This is a genomic window from Halomonas sp. M4R1S46 (assembly GCF_025725685.1).
Classification (GTDB): domain Bacteria; phylum Pseudomonadota; class Gammaproteobacteria; order Pseudomonadales; family Halomonadaceae; genus Halomonas.
In genome coordinates, this window is record NZ_CP107008.1 from 1,279,308 (window position 1) to 1,297,194 (window position 17,887).

18 protein-coding genes are annotated in these 17,887 nt (G+C 70.7%); 16 read left to right on the forward strand and 2 right to left on the reverse strand.

Annotation, left to right across the window (positions count from 1 at the left end; genetic code table 11):
- Positions 1 to 14 precede the first annotated feature (14 nt).
- Genes OCT48_RS06075 through murB form a run of 8 tightly spaced genes read left to right on the forward strand, consistent with a single transcriptional unit; the run spans position 15 to position 6,413 of the window.
- Positions 15 to 710, forward strand: a complete 696-nt coding sequence (locus OCT48_RS06075; RefSeq protein WP_263591812.1) for a MotA/TolQ/ExbB proton channel family protein — start codon at positions 15 to 17, stop codon at positions 708 to 710.
- Entirely contained in the window at positions 707 to 1,129 is a 423-nt protein-coding gene (locus OCT48_RS06080) for an ExbD/TolR family protein (protein WP_263591813.1), read from the forward strand. Before OCT48_RS06075 ends, OCT48_RS06080 begins: the two co-directional genes overlap by 4 nt.
- Positions 1,130 to 1,164: 35 nt before the next feature.
- A complete protein-coding gene (msbA, locus tag OCT48_RS06085; RefSeq protein ID WP_263592585.1) occupies positions 1,165 to 2,871 on the forward strand; it encodes a lipid A export permease/ATP-binding protein MsbA in 1,707 nt (568 codons plus the stop codon).
- Positions 2,868 to 3,866 (forward strand): tetraacyldisaccharide 4'-kinase, encoded by a 999-nt coding sequence (lpxK, locus tag OCT48_RS06090; protein WP_263591814.1) that lies wholly within the window; start codon positions 2,868 to 2,870, stop codon positions 3,864 to 3,866. The genes msbA and lpxK overlap by 4 nt, the downstream gene beginning before the upstream one ends.
- A 56-nt stretch (positions 3,867 to 3,922) precedes the next feature.
- Positions 3,923 to 4,132, forward strand: a complete 210-nt coding sequence (locus OCT48_RS06095; protein ID WP_263591815.1) for a Trm112 family protein — start codon at positions 3,923 to 3,925, stop codon at positions 4,130 to 4,132.
- A 9-nt stretch (positions 4,133 to 4,141) separates the two neighbouring features.
- Positions 4,142 to 4,915, forward strand: a complete 774-nt coding sequence (kdsB, locus tag OCT48_RS06100) for a 3-deoxy-manno-octulosonate cytidylyltransferase (protein ID WP_263591816.1) — start codon at positions 4,142 to 4,144, stop codon at positions 4,913 to 4,915.
- A complete protein-coding gene (locus tag OCT48_RS06105; RefSeq protein WP_263591817.1) occupies positions 4,915 to 5,391 on the forward strand; it encodes a low molecular weight protein-tyrosine-phosphatase in 477 nt (158 codons plus the stop codon). The genes kdsB and OCT48_RS06105 overlap by 1 nt, the downstream gene beginning before the upstream one ends.
- A complete protein-coding gene (gene murB / locus OCT48_RS06110) occupies positions 5,388 to 6,413 on the forward strand; it encodes a UDP-N-acetylmuramate dehydrogenase (protein ID WP_263591818.1) in 1,026 nt (341 codons plus the stop codon). The genes OCT48_RS06105 and murB overlap by 4 nt, the downstream gene beginning before the upstream one ends.
- 103 nt (positions 6,414 to 6,516) lie before the next feature.
- On the opposite strand, the gene rne is transcribed toward murB, so the two are convergent.
- On the reverse strand, positions 6,517 to 9,987 hold the full coding sequence (rne, locus tag OCT48_RS06115) for a ribonuclease E (RefSeq protein ID WP_263591819.1): 3,471 nt from the start codon (positions 9,985 to 9,987) through the stop codon (positions 6,517 to 6,519).
- 722 nt (positions 9,988 to 10,709) lie between these two features.
- Here rne and OCT48_RS06120 point away from each other — a divergent pair.
- From OCT48_RS06120 to sppA, 3 genes are read left to right on the forward strand one after another with little or no spacing between them, the layout of a single operon-like run.
- Positions 10,710 to 11,657 (forward strand): RluA family pseudouridine synthase, encoded by a 948-nt coding sequence (locus OCT48_RS06120; RefSeq protein WP_263591820.1) that lies wholly within the window; start codon positions 10,710 to 10,712, stop codon positions 11,655 to 11,657.
- 10 nt (positions 11,658 to 11,667) lie between these two features.
- On the forward strand, positions 11,668 to 12,318 hold the full coding sequence (locus OCT48_RS06125) for an HAD family hydrolase (protein WP_263591821.1): 651 nt from the start codon (positions 11,668 to 11,670) through the stop codon (positions 12,316 to 12,318).
- Between the two features lie 25 nt (positions 12,319 to 12,343).
- Positions 12,344 to 13,420 (forward strand): signal peptide peptidase SppA, encoded by a 1,077-nt coding sequence (gene sppA / locus OCT48_RS06130; protein ID WP_263591822.1) that lies wholly within the window; start codon positions 12,344 to 12,346, stop codon positions 13,418 to 13,420.
- 71 nt (positions 13,421 to 13,491) lie between these two features.
- On the opposite strand, the gene OCT48_RS06135 is transcribed toward sppA, so the two are convergent.
- A complete protein-coding gene (locus tag OCT48_RS06135) occupies positions 13,492 to 14,079 on the reverse strand; it encodes a Maf family protein (protein ID WP_263591823.1) in 588 nt (195 codons plus the stop codon).
- 127 nt (positions 14,080 to 14,206) lie between these two features.
- On the opposite strand from OCT48_RS06135, the gene OCT48_RS06140 reads away from it, so the two are divergent.
- Genes OCT48_RS06140 through fabG form a run of 5 tightly spaced genes read left to right on the forward strand, consistent with a single transcriptional unit; the run spans position 14,207 to position 17,856 of the window.
- Complete coding sequence (locus tag OCT48_RS06140; protein WP_263591824.1) at positions 14,207 to 14,734, forward strand: YceD family protein; 528 nt, start codon at positions 14,207 to 14,209, stop codon at positions 14,732 to 14,734.
- Between the two features lie 30 nt (positions 14,735 to 14,764).
- Positions 14,765 to 14,935, forward strand: coding sequence for a 50S ribosomal protein L32 (rpmF, locus tag OCT48_RS06145; protein ID WP_097788703.1), 171 nt, complete (start codon positions 14,765 to 14,767; stop codon positions 14,933 to 14,935).
- Positions 14,936 to 14,975: 40 nt separating this feature from the next.
- Positions 14,976 to 16,100, forward strand: coding sequence for a phosphate acyltransferase PlsX (plsX, locus tag OCT48_RS06150; RefSeq protein WP_263591825.1), 1,125 nt, complete (start codon positions 14,976 to 14,978; stop codon positions 16,098 to 16,100).
- A gap of 5 nt (positions 16,101 to 16,105) precedes the next feature.
- The gene (gene fabD / locus OCT48_RS06155; protein WP_263591826.1) at positions 16,106 to 17,077 is read left to right on the forward strand and encodes an ACP S-malonyltransferase; all 972 of its coding nucleotides are present in this window, start codon (positions 16,106 to 16,108) and stop codon (positions 17,075 to 17,077) included.
- Between the two features lie 35 nt (positions 17,078 to 17,112).
- Positions 17,113 to 17,856 (forward strand): 3-oxoacyl-ACP reductase FabG, encoded by a 744-nt coding sequence (gene fabG, locus OCT48_RS06160; protein ID WP_263591827.1) that lies wholly within the window; start codon positions 17,113 to 17,115, stop codon positions 17,854 to 17,856.
- The last annotated feature ends 31 nt before the right edge of the window (positions 17,857 to 17,887 follow it).

A 17,887-nucleotide genomic window follows, 5' to 3' on the forward strand; every position in this document is an offset into this window, starting at 1 on the left:
GAGGTGACCGCCATATGAACATGATGGAGGCCCTGATCGCCGGGGGCTGGCTGATGGTGCCGTTGCTGGGGTGTTCGGTCGTGGCGGTGGTGATCGTCATCGAGCGCCTGTGGACCCTGAGGGCGTCGCGGATCGCCCCGCAGGGGCTCGGCCAGGAAGTCTGCGCGTTGGTGGACCGGGGCCAGGTCAACCTCTACTGGCTGGAGAGCCATTCGCCCCTGGGTGGGGTGCTGGCGGCCGGCCTGCGCAATGCCCGCCTGGGCCACGAGCAGGTGAGGGCGCGCTTCCAGGAGGCGGCCACCGCGGTGGTGCACGACATGGAGCGCTTCCTGAGCCCGCTCGGCACCATCGCCTCGATCACTCCGCTGATCGGCCTGCTGGGCACGGTGGTGGGCATGATCGAGGTGTTCGCGGTGATCGTCGCCAGCGACGGCGTCGAGCGCACCGCCGACCTGGCCGGCGGTATCTCCCGGGCCCTGGTGACCACCGCCGCCGGCCTGACCGTGGCGATTCCCGCCCTGATGTTCCATCGCTACTTCCAGCGCCGCGTGGAGGACATCACCGTGCGCCTCGAGGAGCAGGCCGGGCAGGTGGTGGAGTTCCTGGCGCATTACCCGGGGGACCTGACCCTGGCGGAGCGCCATGAGCCCCAGGAGGACGAGCGCCAGGAAGCCGACGGGCGCCGTGCGCCGCGGGTGAAGCCCTCATGAGGGTGCCCCGCACGCGACGCGAGCCGGTGGAGGTGAACCTCACCCCGCTGATCGACGTGGTCTTCCTGCTGCTGATCTTCTTCATGGTCTCGACCACCTTCGAGACCCGCCAGGCGCTGGAGCTCGAGCTGCCCGAGAGCGCGACCGGGGTGGCCGCGGAGGTCTCGCCGGTCACCGTGGTGGTCACCGCCCGCGGCGACTACCGGCTGGGCGAGCGTGACCTGGCGCCTGGCGAGCTGGCCTCGGCGCTGGGCGCCGAGGCCGAACGCGCCCGGGAGCAGGGCCTGGTGGTGGAAGCCGATGGCCGTGCCGCCCATGCCGCGGTGGTGCGCGTCCTCGACCGGGCCGGTGCCCTGGGCATCCGGCAGGTCCGCATCGCCACCGCCGAGGCGACACCCACTGAAGCGGAGACACCGTGATCGAACACTCCGGCTGGACCCTCTACAAGCGTCTGATGGGCTATGTCAGGCCCCACTGGAAGGCGTTCGCCCTGGCCATCCTCGGCTACGTCATCTACGCCGCCTCGAGCACGGCCCTGGCCGAGATGATGAAGCGCCTGATCGACGGCATCCAGAACCCCGACGCGAGCTTCCGGATGATGCTGCCGCTGTTCGTGGTGGGCATGTTCGCCGCCCGGGGCCTCGGCACCTTCCTCGGCACCTACTTCATGAGCAACGTGGCCCGCAACCTGGTCCACGCCCTGCGCTGCGACGTCTTCAACCACATGCTGCACCTGCCGGGGCGCTTCTTCGACGCGCACTCCTCGGGCCATTTGATCTCCCGGGTCACCTACCACGTGGAGCAGGTCACCGGCGCCGCCACCAAGGCCATCACCATTCTCCTGCGGGAGGGGCTCTTCGTGGTCGGCCTGGTCGCCTACCTGCTGTGGACCAATTGGATGCTGACCCTGCTGTTCCTGACCGTGACCCCGCTGATCGGCGGCGTGGTCAGCTACGCCAGCAAGCGCTTCCGGCGCATCTCGCGGCGCATCCAGCGCTCCATGGGCGAGGTCACCCATGTGGCCTCCGAAGCGCTGTCCGGCTATCGGGTGGTGCGTACCCACGGCGCCGAGGCCTTCGAGAAGGCCCGCTTCGCCCGGGCCAGCGAGATCAACCGGCGCCAGAGCATGAAGGAGGCCCTGACCAAGGCCACCAGCACGCCGGTGATCCAGCTGCTGGTGGCGTTGTCGCTGGCGGTCCTGGTGTGGCTGGCCATGTCGCCGGCGCTGATGGCGGACATGACCCCCGGGGAGTTCGTCGCCTTCATCACCGCCGCAGCGCTGATGGCCAAGCCGGTCCGCCAGCTCACCGAGATCAACGCCACCATCCAGAAGGGCATCGCCGCCGCCGGCGAGCTGTTCGGGCTGCTGGAGCAGCCGCCCGAGGAGGATCGGGGCACCGTGGAGCCGGGGCGTCTCGAGGGCCGGGTGCGCTTCGAGGGCGTGCGCTTCGCCTACGGCGAGGACCAGCCGGAGGTGCTCAAGGGCATCGACCTGGAGGTGGCGCCCGGCGAGATGGTCGCCATCGTCGGTCGCTCGGGCAGCGGCAAGTCGACCCTGATGGGCCTGCTGCCGCGGTTCTATCGGCCGACCGCCGGCCGGATCCTGGTCGATGGCGTGCCCCTCGAGGACTATCGCCTGCATCCGCTGCGCCGGCGGATCGCCCTGGTGTCCCAGCAGGTGACCCTGTTCAACGCCAGCATCGCCGCCAACATCGCCTACGGGGTGGATGACGCCTCGCCGGAAGCCATCGAGGCCGCGGCGCGGGCCGCCCACGCCCACGAGTTCATCGAACGGCTGTCCGGGGGCTACGACACCGTGGTGGGGGAGAACGGCGTGATGCTCTCCGGCGGCCAGCGCCAGCGACTGGCCATCGCCCGGGCGATCTTCAAGGATGCGCCCCTGCTGGTCCTCGACGAGGCCACCTCGGCCCTGGACACCGAGTCCGAGCGGCATATCCAGGCGGCCCTGGAGGAAGTCTGCCGGGACCGCACCACCTTCGTCATCGCGCACCGGCTCTCCACCATCGAGCGGGCCGACCGCATCCTGGTGATGGAGCAGGGCGAGATCGTCGAGCAGGGCCCCCATGCCGAGCTGCTGGCCCGTGACGGCGCCTATGCGGCCCTGCATCGCCTGCAGTTCCAGGATCCCCAGCCGGCATGAGCGCGGGGTTCGGCGGGCGCTGGCTCCAGGCGGCCTATGCCGGCTCGCCCTGGCTTCGGGCCCTGCGACCGCTGGAGGCGCTCTATCGCCTGGTCGTCGAGCGTCGGGCCCGGGCCTATGCCGAGGGGCGGCGGGACGTCTGGCGGGCCCCGGTGCCGGTAGTGGTGGTCGGCAACATCACCCTCGGCGGCACCGGCAAGTCGCCGCTGGTGGCCTGGCTGGCCCGTCACCTGCAGGAGCGGGGCTGGTCGCCCGGCATCCTGTCGCGCGGCTATGGCGGTCACTCGGCGCACTATCCACTGTGCCTGGCCGACGAGACCCCGGCCGCGGCCTGTGGCGACGAGCCGCGCATGCTGGCCGACCAGACCGGCGTGCCGGTGGTGGTGGATCCGGATCGCCCCCGGGGGGCGCGGCGACTGCTGGAGGAGGGCTGCGATATCCTGCTCAGCGACGATGGCCTGCAGCATCTCGGGCTGGGGCGCGACCTGGAGATCCTGGTGGTGGACGGCCATTGGGGGCTCGGCAACGGGCGCTGCCTGCCGGCCGGGCCGCTCCGCGAGCCGGCGGGGCGACTCGCCTCGGTGGATGCGGTGGTGGTCAACGGCGAGCCACGCCGCGCCCTGTCCATCGAGCACCATGGCATGCGCCTGGCGCCGACCGCCTGGCGGCCGCTGGCCGGCGGCGAGCGGCGACCGGTCGCGCCGCCGCCCTTCGCCGGCGAGGTGCATGCCGTGGCGGGCATCGGCCGACCGGCGCGCTTCTTCGCCACCCTGCGCGGGCTGGGACTCGCGGTGCGTCCCCATCCCTTCGGCGACCACCACCGCTTCACGGCCGCGGACCTGGCGTTCGGCGATGACCTGCCGGTGGTGATGACCGCCAAGGATGCGGTCAAGTGCCGCGACCTGGCCGGTCCCGACACCTGGGTCCTCGAGGTCGAGGCGGCCCCCGAGCCGGGCTTCGTCGACTGGCTCGACACGCGCCTGGCGGCGCTATGAACATCCGGGCGCCCGCCGTACCGGCGGCGCCGACTCTGATCACGGAGGCGTGACACATGGACAAGGAACTGCTGGCGATGCTGGTCTGCCCGCTGTGCAAGGGCAAGTTGAAGTACGACCGCGAGGCCCAGGAGCTGATCTGTCGCTTCGACGGCCTGGCCTACCCGGTGCGCGACGGCATCCCGGTGATGCTGCCGGAAGAGGCCCGGGCGCTGGACGTGGACGAGAAACTGCCGCCGTCGGCCGGTCGCGACGGCGAGGCCTGAGGAGGACCCATGCAGGATTTCATCGCCGTGATCCCGGCACGCTTCGCCTCCACGCGGCTGCCGGGCAAGCCGCTGCTCGAGATCGCCGGTGAGCCGATGGTTGCCCATGTCTGGCGTCAGGCGCTGGCCAGTGCCGCCGGCCGGGTGGTGGTGGCCACCGACGACGAGCGCATCCGCGGGGCGATGGCCGGCTATGGTGCCGAGGTGGTGATGACGCGCGACGACCACCCCTCGGGCACCGACCGCCTGGCCGAGGTGGCCGAGCGGCTGGGCCTGGCGGACGAGGCGGTGGTGGTCAACGTGCAGGGCGACGAGCCGCTGCTGCCGCCGGCGTTGATCGACCAGGTGGCGAGTCGCCTGTTCGCCGATCCCGGTGCCTCGATCGCCACCCTGGCGGAGCCCATCGGCGACGTCGAGACGCTCTTCAACGCCAATGCGGTGAAGGTGGTCCGGGCCCTGTCGGGACGCGCGCTGTACTTCTCCCGGGCGCCCATCCCCTGGGACCGCGACGCCTTCGCCTCCCGGCCCGAGTGGCTCGAGACCGATGCCTGGCTGCGCCATATCGGCCTCTACGCCTATCGCGTCGGCTTCCTCGCCGAGTACCGGGACTGGTCGCCATCCCCTCTCGAGCGGCTCGAGCAGCTCGAGCAGCTGCGTGCCCTGCACCATGGCCATGCCATCCAGGTCGCCCTGGCGAGCCAGCCGCATCCGGCCGGCGTCGATACCGCCGAGGACCTGGAGCGGGTTCGCGAGGCGGTACGGACCGCCGGGGGAGGTCGGTGATGCGCGTGCTCTTCGTCTGTCTCGGCAACATCTGTCGGTCGCCCACCGCCGAGGGCATGTTCCGGCGCCACCTCGACGAGGCGGGCCTCTCTGCGCGCGTCGAGGTCGATTCCTGCGGCATCGGTCCCTGGCACGTGGGCAAGGCACCGGATCCCCGCGCCCAGCTGGCGGCCGCCGAACGCGGCCTCGACCTCTCCGCCCTGCGAGCCCGCCAGCTGGCGGCGGACGACTTCGCACGCTTCGACTATCTGCTGGCCATGGACCAGGACAACCTCGCGGCCCTGAAGGCGCAACGACCCGCCGAAAGCGAGGCCCATGTGGGGCTTTTCCTGGACTTCGCCGGCCTTCGGGACCGTGCGGTCCCCGACCCCTACTATGGCGGTGACCAGGGCTTCGAGGAGGTGCTGGACCTGGTGGAGGCGGCATCCCTGGGACTGGTGGCGGCGCTGCGCCGGCGCCTGGAGGGCGACTCTTGAGCCTCGTGCTGCAGCACGAGGTCGATCTCGCCGGGGCCAATACCCTGGGGCTGCCCTGTGTCGCCGAGCGTGTCGCGGCGCCGCGGACCCTGCCCCAACTGCGCGAGGCGCTGGGCACGGCCCGGGCCCGCGCCTGGCCGACCCTGCTGCTCGGCGGCGGCAGTAACCTGATCCTTCCCGCACGCCTCCCCGGCCTGGTGCTGCGTCCCGCCATGGCCGAGTGGTGGCTCGAGGACGACGGCGGCGACGAGGTCAGGGTGCATGCCGAGGCCGGCGTGGTCTGGCACGAGCTGGTCATGGCCCTGGCCCGACGCGGCCTCTGGGGCCTGGAGAACCTGGCGCTGATCCCGGGGCATTGCGGCGCGGCACCGATCCAGAACATCGGCGCCTATGGCGTGGAGCTCTGCGACGTGCTCGAGGCCGTGCACCTGGTCCATCTCGACGAGGGCGGCGAGGCCGTCCTGGCCCCCGAGGACTGTGCGTTCGGCTATCGTGACAGCGTCTTCAAGGGGGCCCTGGCGGGGCGGGTAGTGATCACCCGGCTGGTCATGCGCCTGTCGCGTCGAGCGGCTCCCCGCCTGGCATACGGCGATCTGGCGAGCCGGGTCGGTGCCGCGCCGACGCCCCTCGGCGTGGCCGAGGCGGTCTGCGCCGTGCGTCGCGAGAAACTGCCCGATCCCGCCACGCTGGGCAATGCCGGCAGCTTCTTCAAGAACCCGGTGGTGTCGCCGGCCGCGGCCGAGCGCCTGCTGCAGGCCCACCCCGACCTGCCGCACTTTCCCCAGCCGGGGGGCGGGGTCAAGCTCGCCGCCGGCTGGCTGATCGACCGCTGCGGCCTCAAGGGCTGGCGCCGGGGACACTTCGGGGTCCACGACCGTCAGGCACTGGTCCTGGTGCATCACGGCGGGGGCAGTGCCGAGGAACTGCTGCGCTTTGCCGGCGCCGTGGCCGCCGAGGTGCAGGGGCGCTTCGGTATCGCGCTCGAGCGCGAGCCGCGCCGGGCCGAGGCTCTCGCCGGCTAGCCACGGCGGCCGCGTCGACGACGCGAGGCGACAACGCCGCCCTGGAACGACAAACGCCCGTGGCCTTGGCCACGGGCGTTTTCATCGTCGGACAGGGCCGCGCTCAGCCCTTGTTGCCCTCCTGGCGTTTCGCCTCCTGCTCGCGCCGGCGGATCTCCCGCGGGTCGTTATGGGCGCGGCGACGGCGGCGACGCGTGGTCGGCGTTTCCTCGCTCTTGGCCTCGGCCTGAGGTTTCGGCTGGGACTCGGCCTGGGGCTCGGGTTTCTCGGCCTTGGCTTCTGCCTTGGGCTCGGGCTTGGCTTCCGGCTTGGGCTCTTGCCTGGCCTTTGACTCGGTCTGGGCTTCCGGTTGGGCCTCTGCCTTGGGCTCGCCTTTGGCGTCCGTCCGGGGCTGCGCCTTGGCCTCTGTCTTGGGCTCGGGCTTCTCGGCCTTGGCGTCCGCCTGGGGCTGCGGCTTGGCCTGAGCCTCCGGCTGGGCTTCTGCCTTGGGCTTGGTCTCGCCTTTGGCGTCCGTCCGGGGCTGCGGCTTGGCCTGAGCCTCCGGCTGGGCCTCTGCCTTGGGCTTGGTCTCGCCTTTGGCGTCCGCCTGGGGCTGCGGCTTGGCCTGAGCCTCCGGTTGGGCCTCTGCCTTGGGCTTGGTCTCGCCTTCGGCGTCCGCCTGGGGCTGCGGCTTGGCCTGAGCCTCCGGCTGGGCTTCTGCCTTGGGCTTGGTCTCGCCTTCGGCTTCCGTCCGGGGCTGCGGCTTGGCCTGAGTCTCCGGCTGGGCCTCTGCCTTGGGCTTCTCGGCCTTGGCGTCCGTCCTGGGCTGCGGCTTGGCCTGAGCCTCCGGCTGGGCTTCTGCCTTGGGCTTGGTCTCGCCTTCGGCGTCCGTCCGGGGCTGCGGCTTGGCCTGAGCCTCCGGCTGGGCCCCTGCCTTGGGCTCGGCCTTGGCGTCCGCCTGGGGCTGCGCCTTGGCCTGAGTCTCCGGCTGGGCCCCTGCCTTGGGCTTCTCGGCCTTGGCGTCCGTCCGGGGCTGCGGCTTGGCCTGAGCCTCCGGCTGGGCCCCTGCCTTGGGCTCGGCCTTGGCGTCCGCCTGGGGCTGCGGCTTGGCCTGAGCCTCCGGCTGGGCCCCTGCCTCGGGCTCGGCCTTGACGTCCGCCTGGGGCTGCGCCTTGGCCTGAGCTTCCGGCTGGGCCTCTGCCTTGGGCTCGGCCTTGGCGTCCGCCTGGGGCTGTGACTTGGCCTGAGCTTCGGCCTGGGCCTCGGCCTCGCCGGTCGCGGCCTGGGCAGCCTCGGCCTGCAGGCGCTGTTGCTCGGCCTCGGCCTGGGGGTTCAGCGCATGCTGGCGGCTGCGCTGACGCGGGTTGTTACGCGTGCGCTTGGGCTTGGCATCCGCGGCGGAGGCCTCTACCGGTGCCTCGGTCTTCTGGGACGTCGAGGTGGCCGCGGTGTCGGCCTTGCCGCGCTCCCCGGCGGTGTCCTGGGGCTTGCGGGTATCCTGGGACTTGCCGCGACCATCCTGACCCTTGCGAGCCTCCTGGGGCTTGCGGCCGTCATCCTGGCGACGGCCGCGGCCACCGCGGTTGCCGCGGCCCTGGCTCTCCGCCTGGTCCGGCCGGTCCTCGGTGGCCTGACGCCCCTTGGGTGCCCGGCTGTCGTCGCGGCCACCCTCGCCGCGCTGGCCACGACGCTGCCGCTGGCGGCCGTTGCCGCCGGAGGCCTTGTCGTCACGCTCCCGGGCAGCGCCGGACGGGCGGGAATCGCGAGCCGTGCGCTCCTCGCTCTGGCGCGGCGTGGTCGGCTGGGCCGCCGACGGTCCGCTGGCTTCCTCGCCGCCGAGCAGGCGGGTGAAGCCCTTCACCAGGCGACCCAGCACGCCTTCCCGGGTGGCCGGGGCGGGGGGCGCCGCCGGGGCCGGTTTCACGGCCGCGGCGGGTGTCTCGTCGGCCACCTTGGCGGGGGCCTCCTGCTGCAGCGAGGCGGGCGCCGGCTCGTGGTGGACCACGGTCTTGACCGCCGCCTCGTCCCGCTTGACCGGCTTGCCGAAGGCCGCCTCGGGCTCCTTGCCGATCTCGGTCTCGGTGGGCAGCTCGAAGCTGGACAGGCTGGCCGTGCCTTCCTCGTCGACATGGTCGTCACGCAGGCGCTGCACGTCGTAGTGGGGGGTGTCCATGTCCGGGTTGGGCAACAGCACCACCCGCACGCCCTGACGGCGCTCGATCTCGGCCAGCACGCTGCGCTTCTCGTTGAGCAGGTAGGTGGCCACCGGCACCGGCAGGATGGCGCGGATCTGGGCGCTGCGCTCCTTCATGGCCTCCTCCTCGAGGAGGCGCATGACCGACAGTGAGAGGGAGCGCACGTCGCGGATGGTGCCCTGGCCGTCGCAGCGCGGGCAGACCACGCCGCTGGTCTCGCCCAGGGAGGGGCGCAGACGCTGGCGGGACATCTCCATCAGGCCGAAGCGCGAGATGCGGCCGATCTGCACCCGGGCGCGATCGAGCTTGAGGGCATCGCGCATGCGGTTCTCGACCTCGCGCTGGTTGCGCGCCGGGCTCATGTCGATGAAGTCGATGACCACCAGGCCGCCGATATCGCGCAGGCGCAGTTGGCGGGCGATCTCGTCGGCGGCCTCGCTGTTGGTCTGCAGCGCGGTCTCCTCGATATCGCTGCCGCGGGTGGCCCGGGCCGAGTTGATGTCGATGGAGACCAGCGCCTCGGTGTGGTCGATGACGATGGACCCGCCGGACGGCAGCTTGACCTCGCGCTCGTAGGCGGTCTCGATCTGGGATTCGATCTGGAAGCGCGAAAACAGCGGCACCTCATCGGCGTAGCGCTTGATCTTCTGCTGGTAGGAGGGCATCACCTGGCGGATGAAGGCCAGGGCCTCCTGATGCACCTGCTCGCTGTCGATCAGTACCTCGCCGATGTCCTGGCGCAGGTAGTCGCGCATGGCGCGGATGATGACGTTGGATTCCCGGTAGATCAGGAAGGGAGCGGGGTGCTTGCCGGCCTCCTCGGTGATCGACTCCCAGACCTGCACCAGGTAGTCGAGGTCCCACTGCAGTTCCTCGGTGGAGCGGCCGATGCCGGCGGTGCGCACGATCAGGCCCATCTTGTCGGGCACGGTCAGCTGGCTCATGGCTTCCTTGAGCTGGCTGCGTTCCTCGCCCTCGATGCGCCGGGAGATGCCGCCGGCGCGGGCGTTGTTCGGCATCAGCACCAGGAAACGGCCGGCCAGGCTGATGAAGGTGGTCAGGGCCGCGCCCTTGTTGCCACGCTCCTCCTTGTCGACCTGGACGATGACTTCCTGGCCTTCCTTGAGCACTTCCTTGATGCTGGGGCGGCCCGAGGGCTCCTTGACGAAGTACTCGCGGGAGATTTCCTTGAGGGGGAGGAAGCCGTGGCGGTCGGCGCCGAAGTCGACGAAGGCGGCTTCGAGGGAGGGTTCCACGCGGGTGATCTTGCCGCGATAGATGTTGGCTTTCTTCTGCTCCCGGGCACCGGATTCGATGTCCAGGTCGTAGAGGCGTTGTCCATCGACCAGGGCGACGCGCAGCTCTTCGGGCTGGGTCGCGTTGATGAGCATCCGTTTCATGTCGTCTCGCAAAATGGACGCGCCGGTGGGCGCCCAGGGAGCCTCTCTCACCTGATGCCGACCGGTGGCGAGGCCCGGTTTCCGGCCAATGTCGTGCGATTCCGGCTGTTCAATAGCGTGCTATTCGTCTCCGGGATCGCCAAACTTGTCTCGAAATCCAGGCCTCTCACGGCGATCGGTCAAGCCCGAGAGGCTTCCGTGCGTCGGCGAAGGCGAACCGCTGGGTGCTGCGTGCTTGTGCTCAGCGCATGTCGCGGATGCGGAACTGCGCCCGGCCGTGTCGGGGCTCCGGTGGAGGCCGCCCGGCACGGCATGATCATGTTGAGTACGGGGCGGAGGCAGGACATGTCTCGGCGGGTCTTCGCCCATCCGGCCCTGCGGTCACCGCCAACACCTGGCATTCATCGATTCGCCAACGCCGGCCTCCGGCACGATGTTGTACGTATCCCGTGATCGCCGCCCGTTCATCGGGGCGGGGCGGGCGTGGCGTTGTATCGCTTGCTTGTCGGCGGCGGGACCTCGAATCGGCGAGTGTCGTCGCGGCCTGATCTTTTCGCTCCGGCCTGCGTGTCTGTCGTGCAGGCGCTCTAACGGGCCAGAGTCGACCCACTGGAGCGAGTTGGCAATATAACAGTAAAGGGGGTGACCGGCAATTGGGCGGCAGGATGGCGCGCACTGCGATAGAATGCGGCTTTTCCGCAGGTTGCCAGTGGAGTGTCGGCATGGCCGAGGGCCGCGAAGTACAGTGGGTGGAAGTGACCGAGGGCCAGGTGGGTCAGCGGGTCGACAACTTCCTGATGACGCGCATGAAGGGAGCGCCCCGGGCGCTGATCTACCGCATCGTGCGCAAGGGCGAGGTGCGCGTGAACAAGAAACGCGTCAAGGCCGACACCCGGCTGGCGCTGGGGGATGTGGTGCGTATCCCGCCGCTGCGGCTGGCTCCCCGGGAGGCGGTGCGCGAGGTCAGCGACAACCTGCGCAACCTGCTGGCCGGCAGCGTGCTGCTGGAAGGCCGCGACTGGCTGGTGATCAACAAGCCCTCGGGGCTCGCCGTGCACGGCGGCAGCGGGGTCAAGATCGGCCTGATCGAGGCCCTGCGCCAGGTTCGCGAGGATCTGGACTTCCTCGAGCTGGTGCATCGTCTCGATCGTGATACCTCGGGCTGCCTGCTGCTGGCGAAGTCGCGTTCCGCCCTGCTGACCCTGAACAATGCCCTCAAGCGTCACGAGATGACCAAGCAGTACCTGGCGCTGGTGGCCGGACGCTGGCCGGCGCGGCGCGACTTCGTCAGCGCGCGGCTGGATCGCTTCGACGCCGGCAACGGCGAGCGGCGGGTGCGGGTGGATCCGGCCGGCAAGGTGGCCCGGACCCGCTTCGCGGTGCGCGAGGCCTTCGCCGGCGCGACCCTGGTCGAGGCGGAGCCGATCACCGGCCGTACCCACCAGATCCGCGTGCATGCCGCCCATGCCGGCCATCCGCTGCTCGGCGACGACAAGTACGGCACCCGGGAGGGCGGGCGTCTCGCCGCCCGGCTGCGGCTGTCGCGGCTCTTCCTGCATGCCGCCGCGCTGACCTTTCCCGAGCCGACCAGCGGCAGGCCCGTGAAAATCCGCGCCCCCTTGGGCGAGGAACTCGACGCGGTGCTCGGCCGTGCCCGCCAGGACCGCTGAGGGGATGCCCATGCGCTATCGTTTGATGATCTTCGACTGGGACGGCACCCTGATGGATTCCGTGGCCCGCATCGTCGCCTGCATGCAGGCCGCGGGGCGCGACATCGGCTGGGGGGAGTTCGGCGAGGACGAGGTGCGAGATATCATCGGCCTGGGCCTGCCCGAGGCCATCGCGCGGCTCTGCCCGGGTATCGACCCCGAGCGTGCCGAGGCGCTGCGAGGCCGCTACGCCTACCACTTCGTCGAGGGGGACGTCACCCCGATGCCCTTCTATCCCGGGGTCGCCGAAGGTCTGGATCGGCTGCGTGCCCATGATACGACCCGCCTGGCGGTGGCCACCGGCAAGAGCCGGCGGGGGCTCGACCGAGTCTTTCATGAACGCAGTTGTGGCCACTGGTTCCATGCCAGCCGCACCGCCGACGAGACCCGCTCCAAGCCCCACCCCCAGATGCTGCAGGAGCTGCTGGAGGAGCTCGGCGTGGCGGTGGAGGAGGCGGTGATGATCGGCGACACCGAATACGACCTGGAGATGGCCCGGGCCCTGGGGATGGATCGCGTGGCCGTGACCTACGGCGTGCATGTCCCGAAGCGCCTGGCGGCGAGCCGACCGGTGTTCACCGCCGAGGCCTTTCCCGAACTCATCGACTGGCTGCACGCCTGAGCGGCGGCAGGGAGGCAAGCATTTCATGGCCGACGATCGACACGACGACAAGTGGACCCGGGGCCCCGAGCTCACCGCCGAGCAGGCGCGCCAGGCAAGGGGCGGTCAGCCGGCGCCGGACGGGGCGGCGGAGGATGCCGAGACGCTGCGCGAGCGCCGGCGCCTCGCCCAGCAGGCGATGCTCGACCGCTGGATCGACGGGGTGCTCACCGAGCAGCGGCGCTCGCGGCGCTGGAAGCTGTTCTTCCGCTTCTTCTTCATCCTGCTGATCCTGGCCTCGCTGGCCACCACCCTCTATGGGCTCTTCCTGGTGCCGGGGCCGGTGGCGGCGGAGGGGCCGCACCTGGGGGTGGTGCGCGTGGAGGGCGTCATCGACCGCGAATCCCCGGCCAACGCCGAGCGGATCCTCGACGGGGTCGAGCGGGCCTGGAAGGCGCCCGGGGCCGAGGCGGTGGTGCTGCATATCGACAGTCCCGGCGGCAGTCCGGTCCAGTCCCAGCGCATCCATGACGAGCTGATGCGCCTGCGCGAGCAGGGCGACAAGCCGATCATCGCGGTGATCGAGGATATCGGTGCCAGTGGTGCCTACTATATCGCCGCGGCGGCGGACGAGATCGTCGCCGCCCCGGCCAGCCTGGTCGGTTCCATCGGGGTGATCCACGCCGGTTTCGGCCTCGAGGAGGCCATCGACCGGCTCGGCGTGGAGCGACGGGTCTTCACGGCCGGCGACAACAAGGCCTTCCTCGACCCCTTCTCGGACATCTCGGCCGATCAGCGGGCGTTCTGGCAGGAGGTGCTGGCTACCACCCATCGCCAGTTCATCGAGGACGTCAAGGCCGGCCGGGGCCAGCGGCTGGTCGATGACGAGCGGCTGTTCAGTGGCCTGATCTGGACCGGTGAACAGGCCCGTGCGCTGGGGCTGGTGGATGACCTCGACAGCCTCGACGGTATCGCCCGGGCGCGCCTCGAGACGCCGCGGGTCAAGGACTACACACCGCGGCTCGATCCCTTCGAGCGGCTGACACGGCGCTTCGGGCGCGTCGTCGCCGAATGGGTCGGCGTGCCGCGGGCCGACTCGCCGCTGCGCTATCAGCTCTATTAGCCACGGGCCACGGGCCACGGGCCACGGGCCACGAGCGTCGGGCAGTTGATGGTTGGCCCGCGGCCCGCAGCTCAGCGTGGTCCGAGCGGGTCCAGCCCGGCCTCGCGCAGCAGCTGGCACAGCCGGATCAGCGGCAGGCCGATCAGGGTGTTGGGGTCGTCGCCCTCGAGGCGCTCGAACAGGCTGATGCCGAGCCCTTCCATATGGAAGCTGCCGGCGGCGTCCAGGGGGCGCTCCCGGGCCACGTAGCGGGCAATCTCGGCCTCGCTCAGCGGTCGGAAGATCACGTCGTAGCGCTCGTGGCAGACCCGGTGGCTGGCGTGGCGCGTGTCGATCAGCGCCAGTCCGGTCAAAAAGCTGACCCGGCGCCCCGAGAAGCGGGCCAGCTGGGCGCGGGCGGCGGCCTCGTCGGCAGGCTTGCCCAGCGCCTCGCCGTCGAAGACCGCGACCTGGTCGGAGCCGATGATCAGGTGGTCCGGCCAGTCGGCGGCCAGCCGTTCGGCCTTGGCCAGGGACAGGCGGTGCACCAGCGCCCGGGGGGATTCCCCGGGGCGGGGCGCCTCGTCGATGGCGGGACTGTCCCAGGCGTAGGGAATCTCCAGCCGGTCGAGCAGTTGGCGGCGGAAGCGGGAGCCCGAGGCGAGCACCAGGCGTGGCATGGGAGGTCCTCCAAAGGTGGTCGAACGCCGCTGTGGCGAGGGCGCAACCCTGCGCCCCGCGGGCATTGTAACCGCGAATCACGGTGGCTTTGACAGGGGCAGGGGGAGTGCCTATCATTGCGCGCCTATGTTGACCTCACGACTCCCAGGCAGGGTCGAGCCTTACAAGCTCGCCGCGCATGCCGAACATCTCGAAGGCCTGATTGCGCTGGCCGACCTGCCGCGGCTTGCCGAGGAAGTCGGGGCGCAGCAGGGTGACGCCCGGGTGTGGCTGGACTTCACCATCGATGCCCAGGGGCGTCGAGTGATCAGCGGTCATCTCGAGGCCGAGCTGCAGCTGCCCTGTCGCCGCTGCCTGTCGCCCATGGCCCAGGACGTCGCCAGCGACTTCCTGCTGGGCATGGTCACCAGCGACGCCTTGGCGGCCGACCTGCCGAGCACCCACGAGCCGGTGCTGGTGGAGAACGAACAGCTGAACCTGCTGGGAGTGGTCGAGGATGAGCTCATCCTCAGCCTGCCCCAGGTGGTTTACCACGACGAGGCCGATTGCGCGGTCTCGCGCGACCAGCTGAGCAGCGGGGCGGGCTCCGACGCGTCGGGCGCGCCCTCCAAGAGTCCCTTCGATGTGCTCAAGCACCTCAAGGGCAAAACCTGATACTCATCGATTCACCTGGAGTGATATCTCATGGCAGTTCAACAGAACCGCAAGACCCGTTCCAAGCGCGGCATGCGTCGCAGCCACGACGCCCTGACCGGCCAGGCGCTGTCCCAGGACAAGGAGACCGGTACCACTCACCTGCGTCACCATGTCTCCCCGGACGGCTTCTATCGCGGTCGCAAGGTCGTCGACGCCTGAGGCGACGACGACCCCTTTGCCGTGACGCCTGGCCGCTGACATGCGGATAGCCGTGGATGCCATGGGCGGGGATCTGGGTCCCCGCGCCACCGTGGTAGGCGCCGCCAGTGCCGTCATGGCCGACCCCGATCTCGAGATCCGGCTGTTCGGCCCTGCCCGTCAGTTGGACGAGGAGATCTCCCGGCTGCCGCGGCCACTGGCCGCGGCGTCGTCGCATCTGTGGGTCGAGGACGCGCCGGCCGTGGTGCGCGAGGACCAGCGTCCCGCCCAGGTCCTGCGCCACGGCCGCGACACCAGCATGGCCGCCATGCTCGACTGCCTCGCCGCGGGCGGGGCAGAGGCCGGTGTCAGTGCCGGCAACACCGGTGCCCTCATGGCCCTGGCCCGGCGGGCGCTGGGGACGGTCGGCGGCGTGCCGCGTCCGGCGATCAGCACGGCCATCCCGACCCGCGAGGAGGGGCGCTGCTACCTGCTCGACCTCGGCGCCAACGTCGATGTCGAGGCGGCCCGCCTGGTCGACTTCGCCCTGATGGGCGAAGTCATGGCGCGCCATGTCGACGGTCTCGCGCATCCGCGCGTCGCCCTGCTCAACATCGGGGTGGAGGGCACCAAGGGGACCGCCAGCGTGCAGCGCGCGGACGAGGCCTTGCGGCGGCTCGAGGGGCTGAACTATCTCGGCTTCATCGAGGGCGACGGCATCTTCTCCGGCGAGGTCGATGTCGTGGTCTGCGACGGCTTCGTCGGCAATGCCGTGCTCAAGGCCAGCGAGGGCCTGGCGCGGATGCTGGTGCGCCGGGTGCAGGCGACCTTCGAGGCCCACTGGTCCAGCCGGCTGGTCGGCCTGCTGGCCAGGCCTGCCCTGGCTCGCCTGCGCCGGGAGCTGGACCCGGTGCGCTATAACGGCGCCAGCCTGCTGGGGCTGGCGGGCATCGTCGTCAAGAGTCACGGCAGCGCCGATGCCGCGGGGTTCCACTTCGCGGTGGCGCGGGCGGTGCAGGAGGTTCGCCATGGCCTGCCGGGCCGGCTCGCCATGGAGCTCGACCACCGGCGGTCCGCCGTCGACTCGGCCGTCGTCGACGGTCGAGTCGACAGCGGATCCAGGATCATTGCCCCGAGCGTCACGGACGCGGCCGGGGACGATGCAAGCCAACAAGAGCAAAGGTGATCGACATGACACAACCCCTTGCCCTCATCTTCCCCGGGCAGGGCTCCCAGCAGATCGGCATGCTGCGCGAGCTGGCGGAACGCTACAGCGTGGTGGGCGCGACCTTCGAGGAGGCCGCCGATGCGCTGGGCTATGACCTCTGGCAGGTGGTCCAGGAAGGCCCCGCCGAGGCGCTCAATGCCACGGCCTGTACCCAGCCGGCGCTGCTGACGGCCAGCGTGGCGATCTGGCGCGTCTGGCAGGAGCTCGAGGGGCCGCGCCCCGGGGCCATGGCCGGGCACAGCCTGGGCGAATACAGCGCCATGGTCTGCGCCGGTGCCTTGCCCTTCGCCGACGGGGTGCGGCTGGTCAAGCTGCGTGGCGAGGCGATGCAGGCGGCCGTGCCCATGGGCGAGGGCGCCATGGCCGCCATCCTCGGCCTCGACGACGCCGCCGTGGAGCAGGCCTGTGCCCAGGCCGCCGAAGGCGACGTGGTGGCGGCGGTCAACTACAATGCCCCCGGGCAGGTGGTCATCGCCGGCAGCAAGGCCGCCGTGGAGCGCGCCATCGCCGCCTGCCAGGCGGCCGGGGCCAAGCGCGCCATGCCCCTGCCGGTGTCGGTGCCGTCGCATTGCGACCTGATGCGGCCGGCCGCCGAGCGTCTGGCCGAGGCCATGGACCGCATCGAGCTGCGGCCGCCGCGCTATACCGTGGTCCAGAATGTCGACGCCGAGGCCCATGCCGACGTCGAGACGCTGCGCACGCGCCTGATCGAGCAGCTCTACCAGCCGGTGCGCTGGACCTCGTGCATCGAGGCAATGTCCGCCCAGGGCGCCGAGGTGTTCATCGAGTGCGGGCCGGGCAAGGTGCTCACCGGGCTCAACAAGCGTATCGCCCGGGGCAGCCGGGGGCTGTCGGTCAACGATCCCGACAGCCTCTTGGCGGCTCTGGAGCTGGCCCATGAAGCGGCCGGCCTGTCACCGTCGGCCAACGGCTGACCCATCTCCTGGACGAGAACGGAACGGAAGAGAGCATGACAACCGAGCGTAGAGTCGCCCTGATCACCGGGGCCAGTCGCGGCATCGGCCGCGCCATCGCCCATGAACTGGGTCGCCAGGGACGCATCGTGATCGGCACCGCCACCAGCGATGCCGGGGCCGAGCGTATCGATGCCGACCTCAAGGCCCAGGGCTTCGAGGGGGCGGGGCGCCGCCTGGACGTCACCGACCAGGCCAGCGTGGATGCCCTGGTCAAGGCCGTCGGCGAGGAGTTCGGCGCGCCGACCATCCTGGTCAACAACGCCGGCATCACCCGCGACAACCTGCTCATGCGCATGAAGGAAGACGAGTGGGACGCGGTCATGGATGCCAACCTGAAATCGGTCTACCGGGTCAGCAAGGCCTGCCTGCGCGGCATGACCCGGGCCCGTTTCGGCCGTATCGTGTCGATCAGCTCGGTGGTGGCGACCATGGGCAACCTGGGCCAGGCCAATTATGCGGCGGCCAAGGCCGGTATGGAAGGCTTCAGCCGGGCCCTGGCCCGCGAGGTGGCATCCCGCGCCATCACCGTCAATGCCGTGGCCCCGGGGTTCATCGCCACCGACATGACCGAGTCCCTGCCGGAGGAGCAGCGCCAGGCCCTGCTCGGCCAGATCCCGCTGTCGCGTCTCGGCCAGCCCGAGGAGATCGCCGCCGCGGTGGGCTTCCTGACGAGCGAGGCGGCCGGCTACATCACCGGCGAAACATTGCACGTCAATGGCGGCATGAACATGCGGTAATGCCGCGTCATGCGGCGGTTGCGTCGACCCA

What these genes read in the sequence shown, in the direction of transcription:
- OCT48_RS06075 (WP_263591812.1), top strand. Translation starts at nt 15, where the DNA reads ATGAACATGATGGAGGCCCTGATCGCCGGGGGCTGGCTGATGGTGCCG.
- OCT48_RS06080 (WP_263591813.1), top strand. Translation starts at nt 707, where the DNA reads ATGAGGGTGCCCCGCACGCGACGCGAGCCGGTGGAGGTGAACCTCACC.
- msbA (WP_263592585.1), top strand. Translation starts at nt 1,165, where the DNA reads ATGGGCTATGTCAGGCCCCACTGGAAGGCGTTCGCCCTGGCCATCCTC.
- lpxK (WP_263591814.1), top strand. Translation starts at nt 2,868, where the DNA reads ATGAGCGCGGGGTTCGGCGGGCGCTGGCTCCAGGCGGCCTATGCCGGC.
- OCT48_RS06095 (WP_263591815.1), top strand. Translation starts at nt 3,923, where the DNA reads ATGGACAAGGAACTGCTGGCGATGCTGGTCTGCCCGCTGTGCAAGGGC.
- kdsB (WP_263591816.1), top strand. Translation starts at nt 4,142, where the DNA reads ATGCAGGATTTCATCGCCGTGATCCCGGCACGCTTCGCCTCCACGCGG.
- OCT48_RS06105 (WP_263591817.1), top strand. Translation starts at nt 4,915, where the DNA reads ATGCGCGTGCTCTTCGTCTGTCTCGGCAACATCTGTCGGTCGCCCACC.
- rne (WP_263591819.1), bottom strand. Translation starts at nt 9,987, where the DNA reads ATGAAACGGATGCTCATCAACGCGACCCAGCCCGAAGAGCTGCGCGTC.
- OCT48_RS06120 (WP_263591820.1), top strand. Translation starts at nt 10,710, where the DNA reads ATGGCCGAGGGCCGCGAAGTACAGTGGGTGGAAGTGACCGAGGGCCAG.
- OCT48_RS06125 (WP_263591821.1), top strand. Translation starts at nt 11,668, where the DNA reads ATGCGCTATCGTTTGATGATCTTCGACTGGGACGGCACCCTGATGGAT.
- sppA (WP_263591822.1), top strand. Translation starts at nt 12,344, where the DNA reads ATGGCCGACGATCGACACGACGACAAGTGGACCCGGGGCCCCGAGCTC.
- OCT48_RS06135 (WP_263591823.1), bottom strand. Translation starts at nt 14,079, where the DNA reads ATGCCACGCCTGGTGCTCGCCTCGGGCTCCCGCTTCCGCCGCCAACTG.
- OCT48_RS06140 (WP_263591824.1), top strand. Translation starts at nt 14,207, where the DNA reads ATGTTGACCTCACGACTCCCAGGCAGGGTCGAGCCTTACAAGCTCGCC.
- rpmF (WP_097788703.1), top strand. Translation starts at nt 14,765, where the DNA reads ATGGCAGTTCAACAGAACCGCAAGACCCGTTCCAAGCGCGGCATGCGT.
- plsX (WP_263591825.1), top strand. Translation starts at nt 14,976, where the DNA reads ATGCGGATAGCCGTGGATGCCATGGGCGGGGATCTGGGTCCCCGCGCC.
- fabD (WP_263591826.1), top strand. Translation starts at nt 16,106, where the DNA reads ATGACACAACCCCTTGCCCTCATCTTCCCCGGGCAGGGCTCCCAGCAG.
- fabG (WP_263591827.1), top strand. Translation starts at nt 17,113, where the DNA reads ATGACAACCGAGCGTAGAGTCGCCCTGATCACCGGGGCCAGTCGCGGC.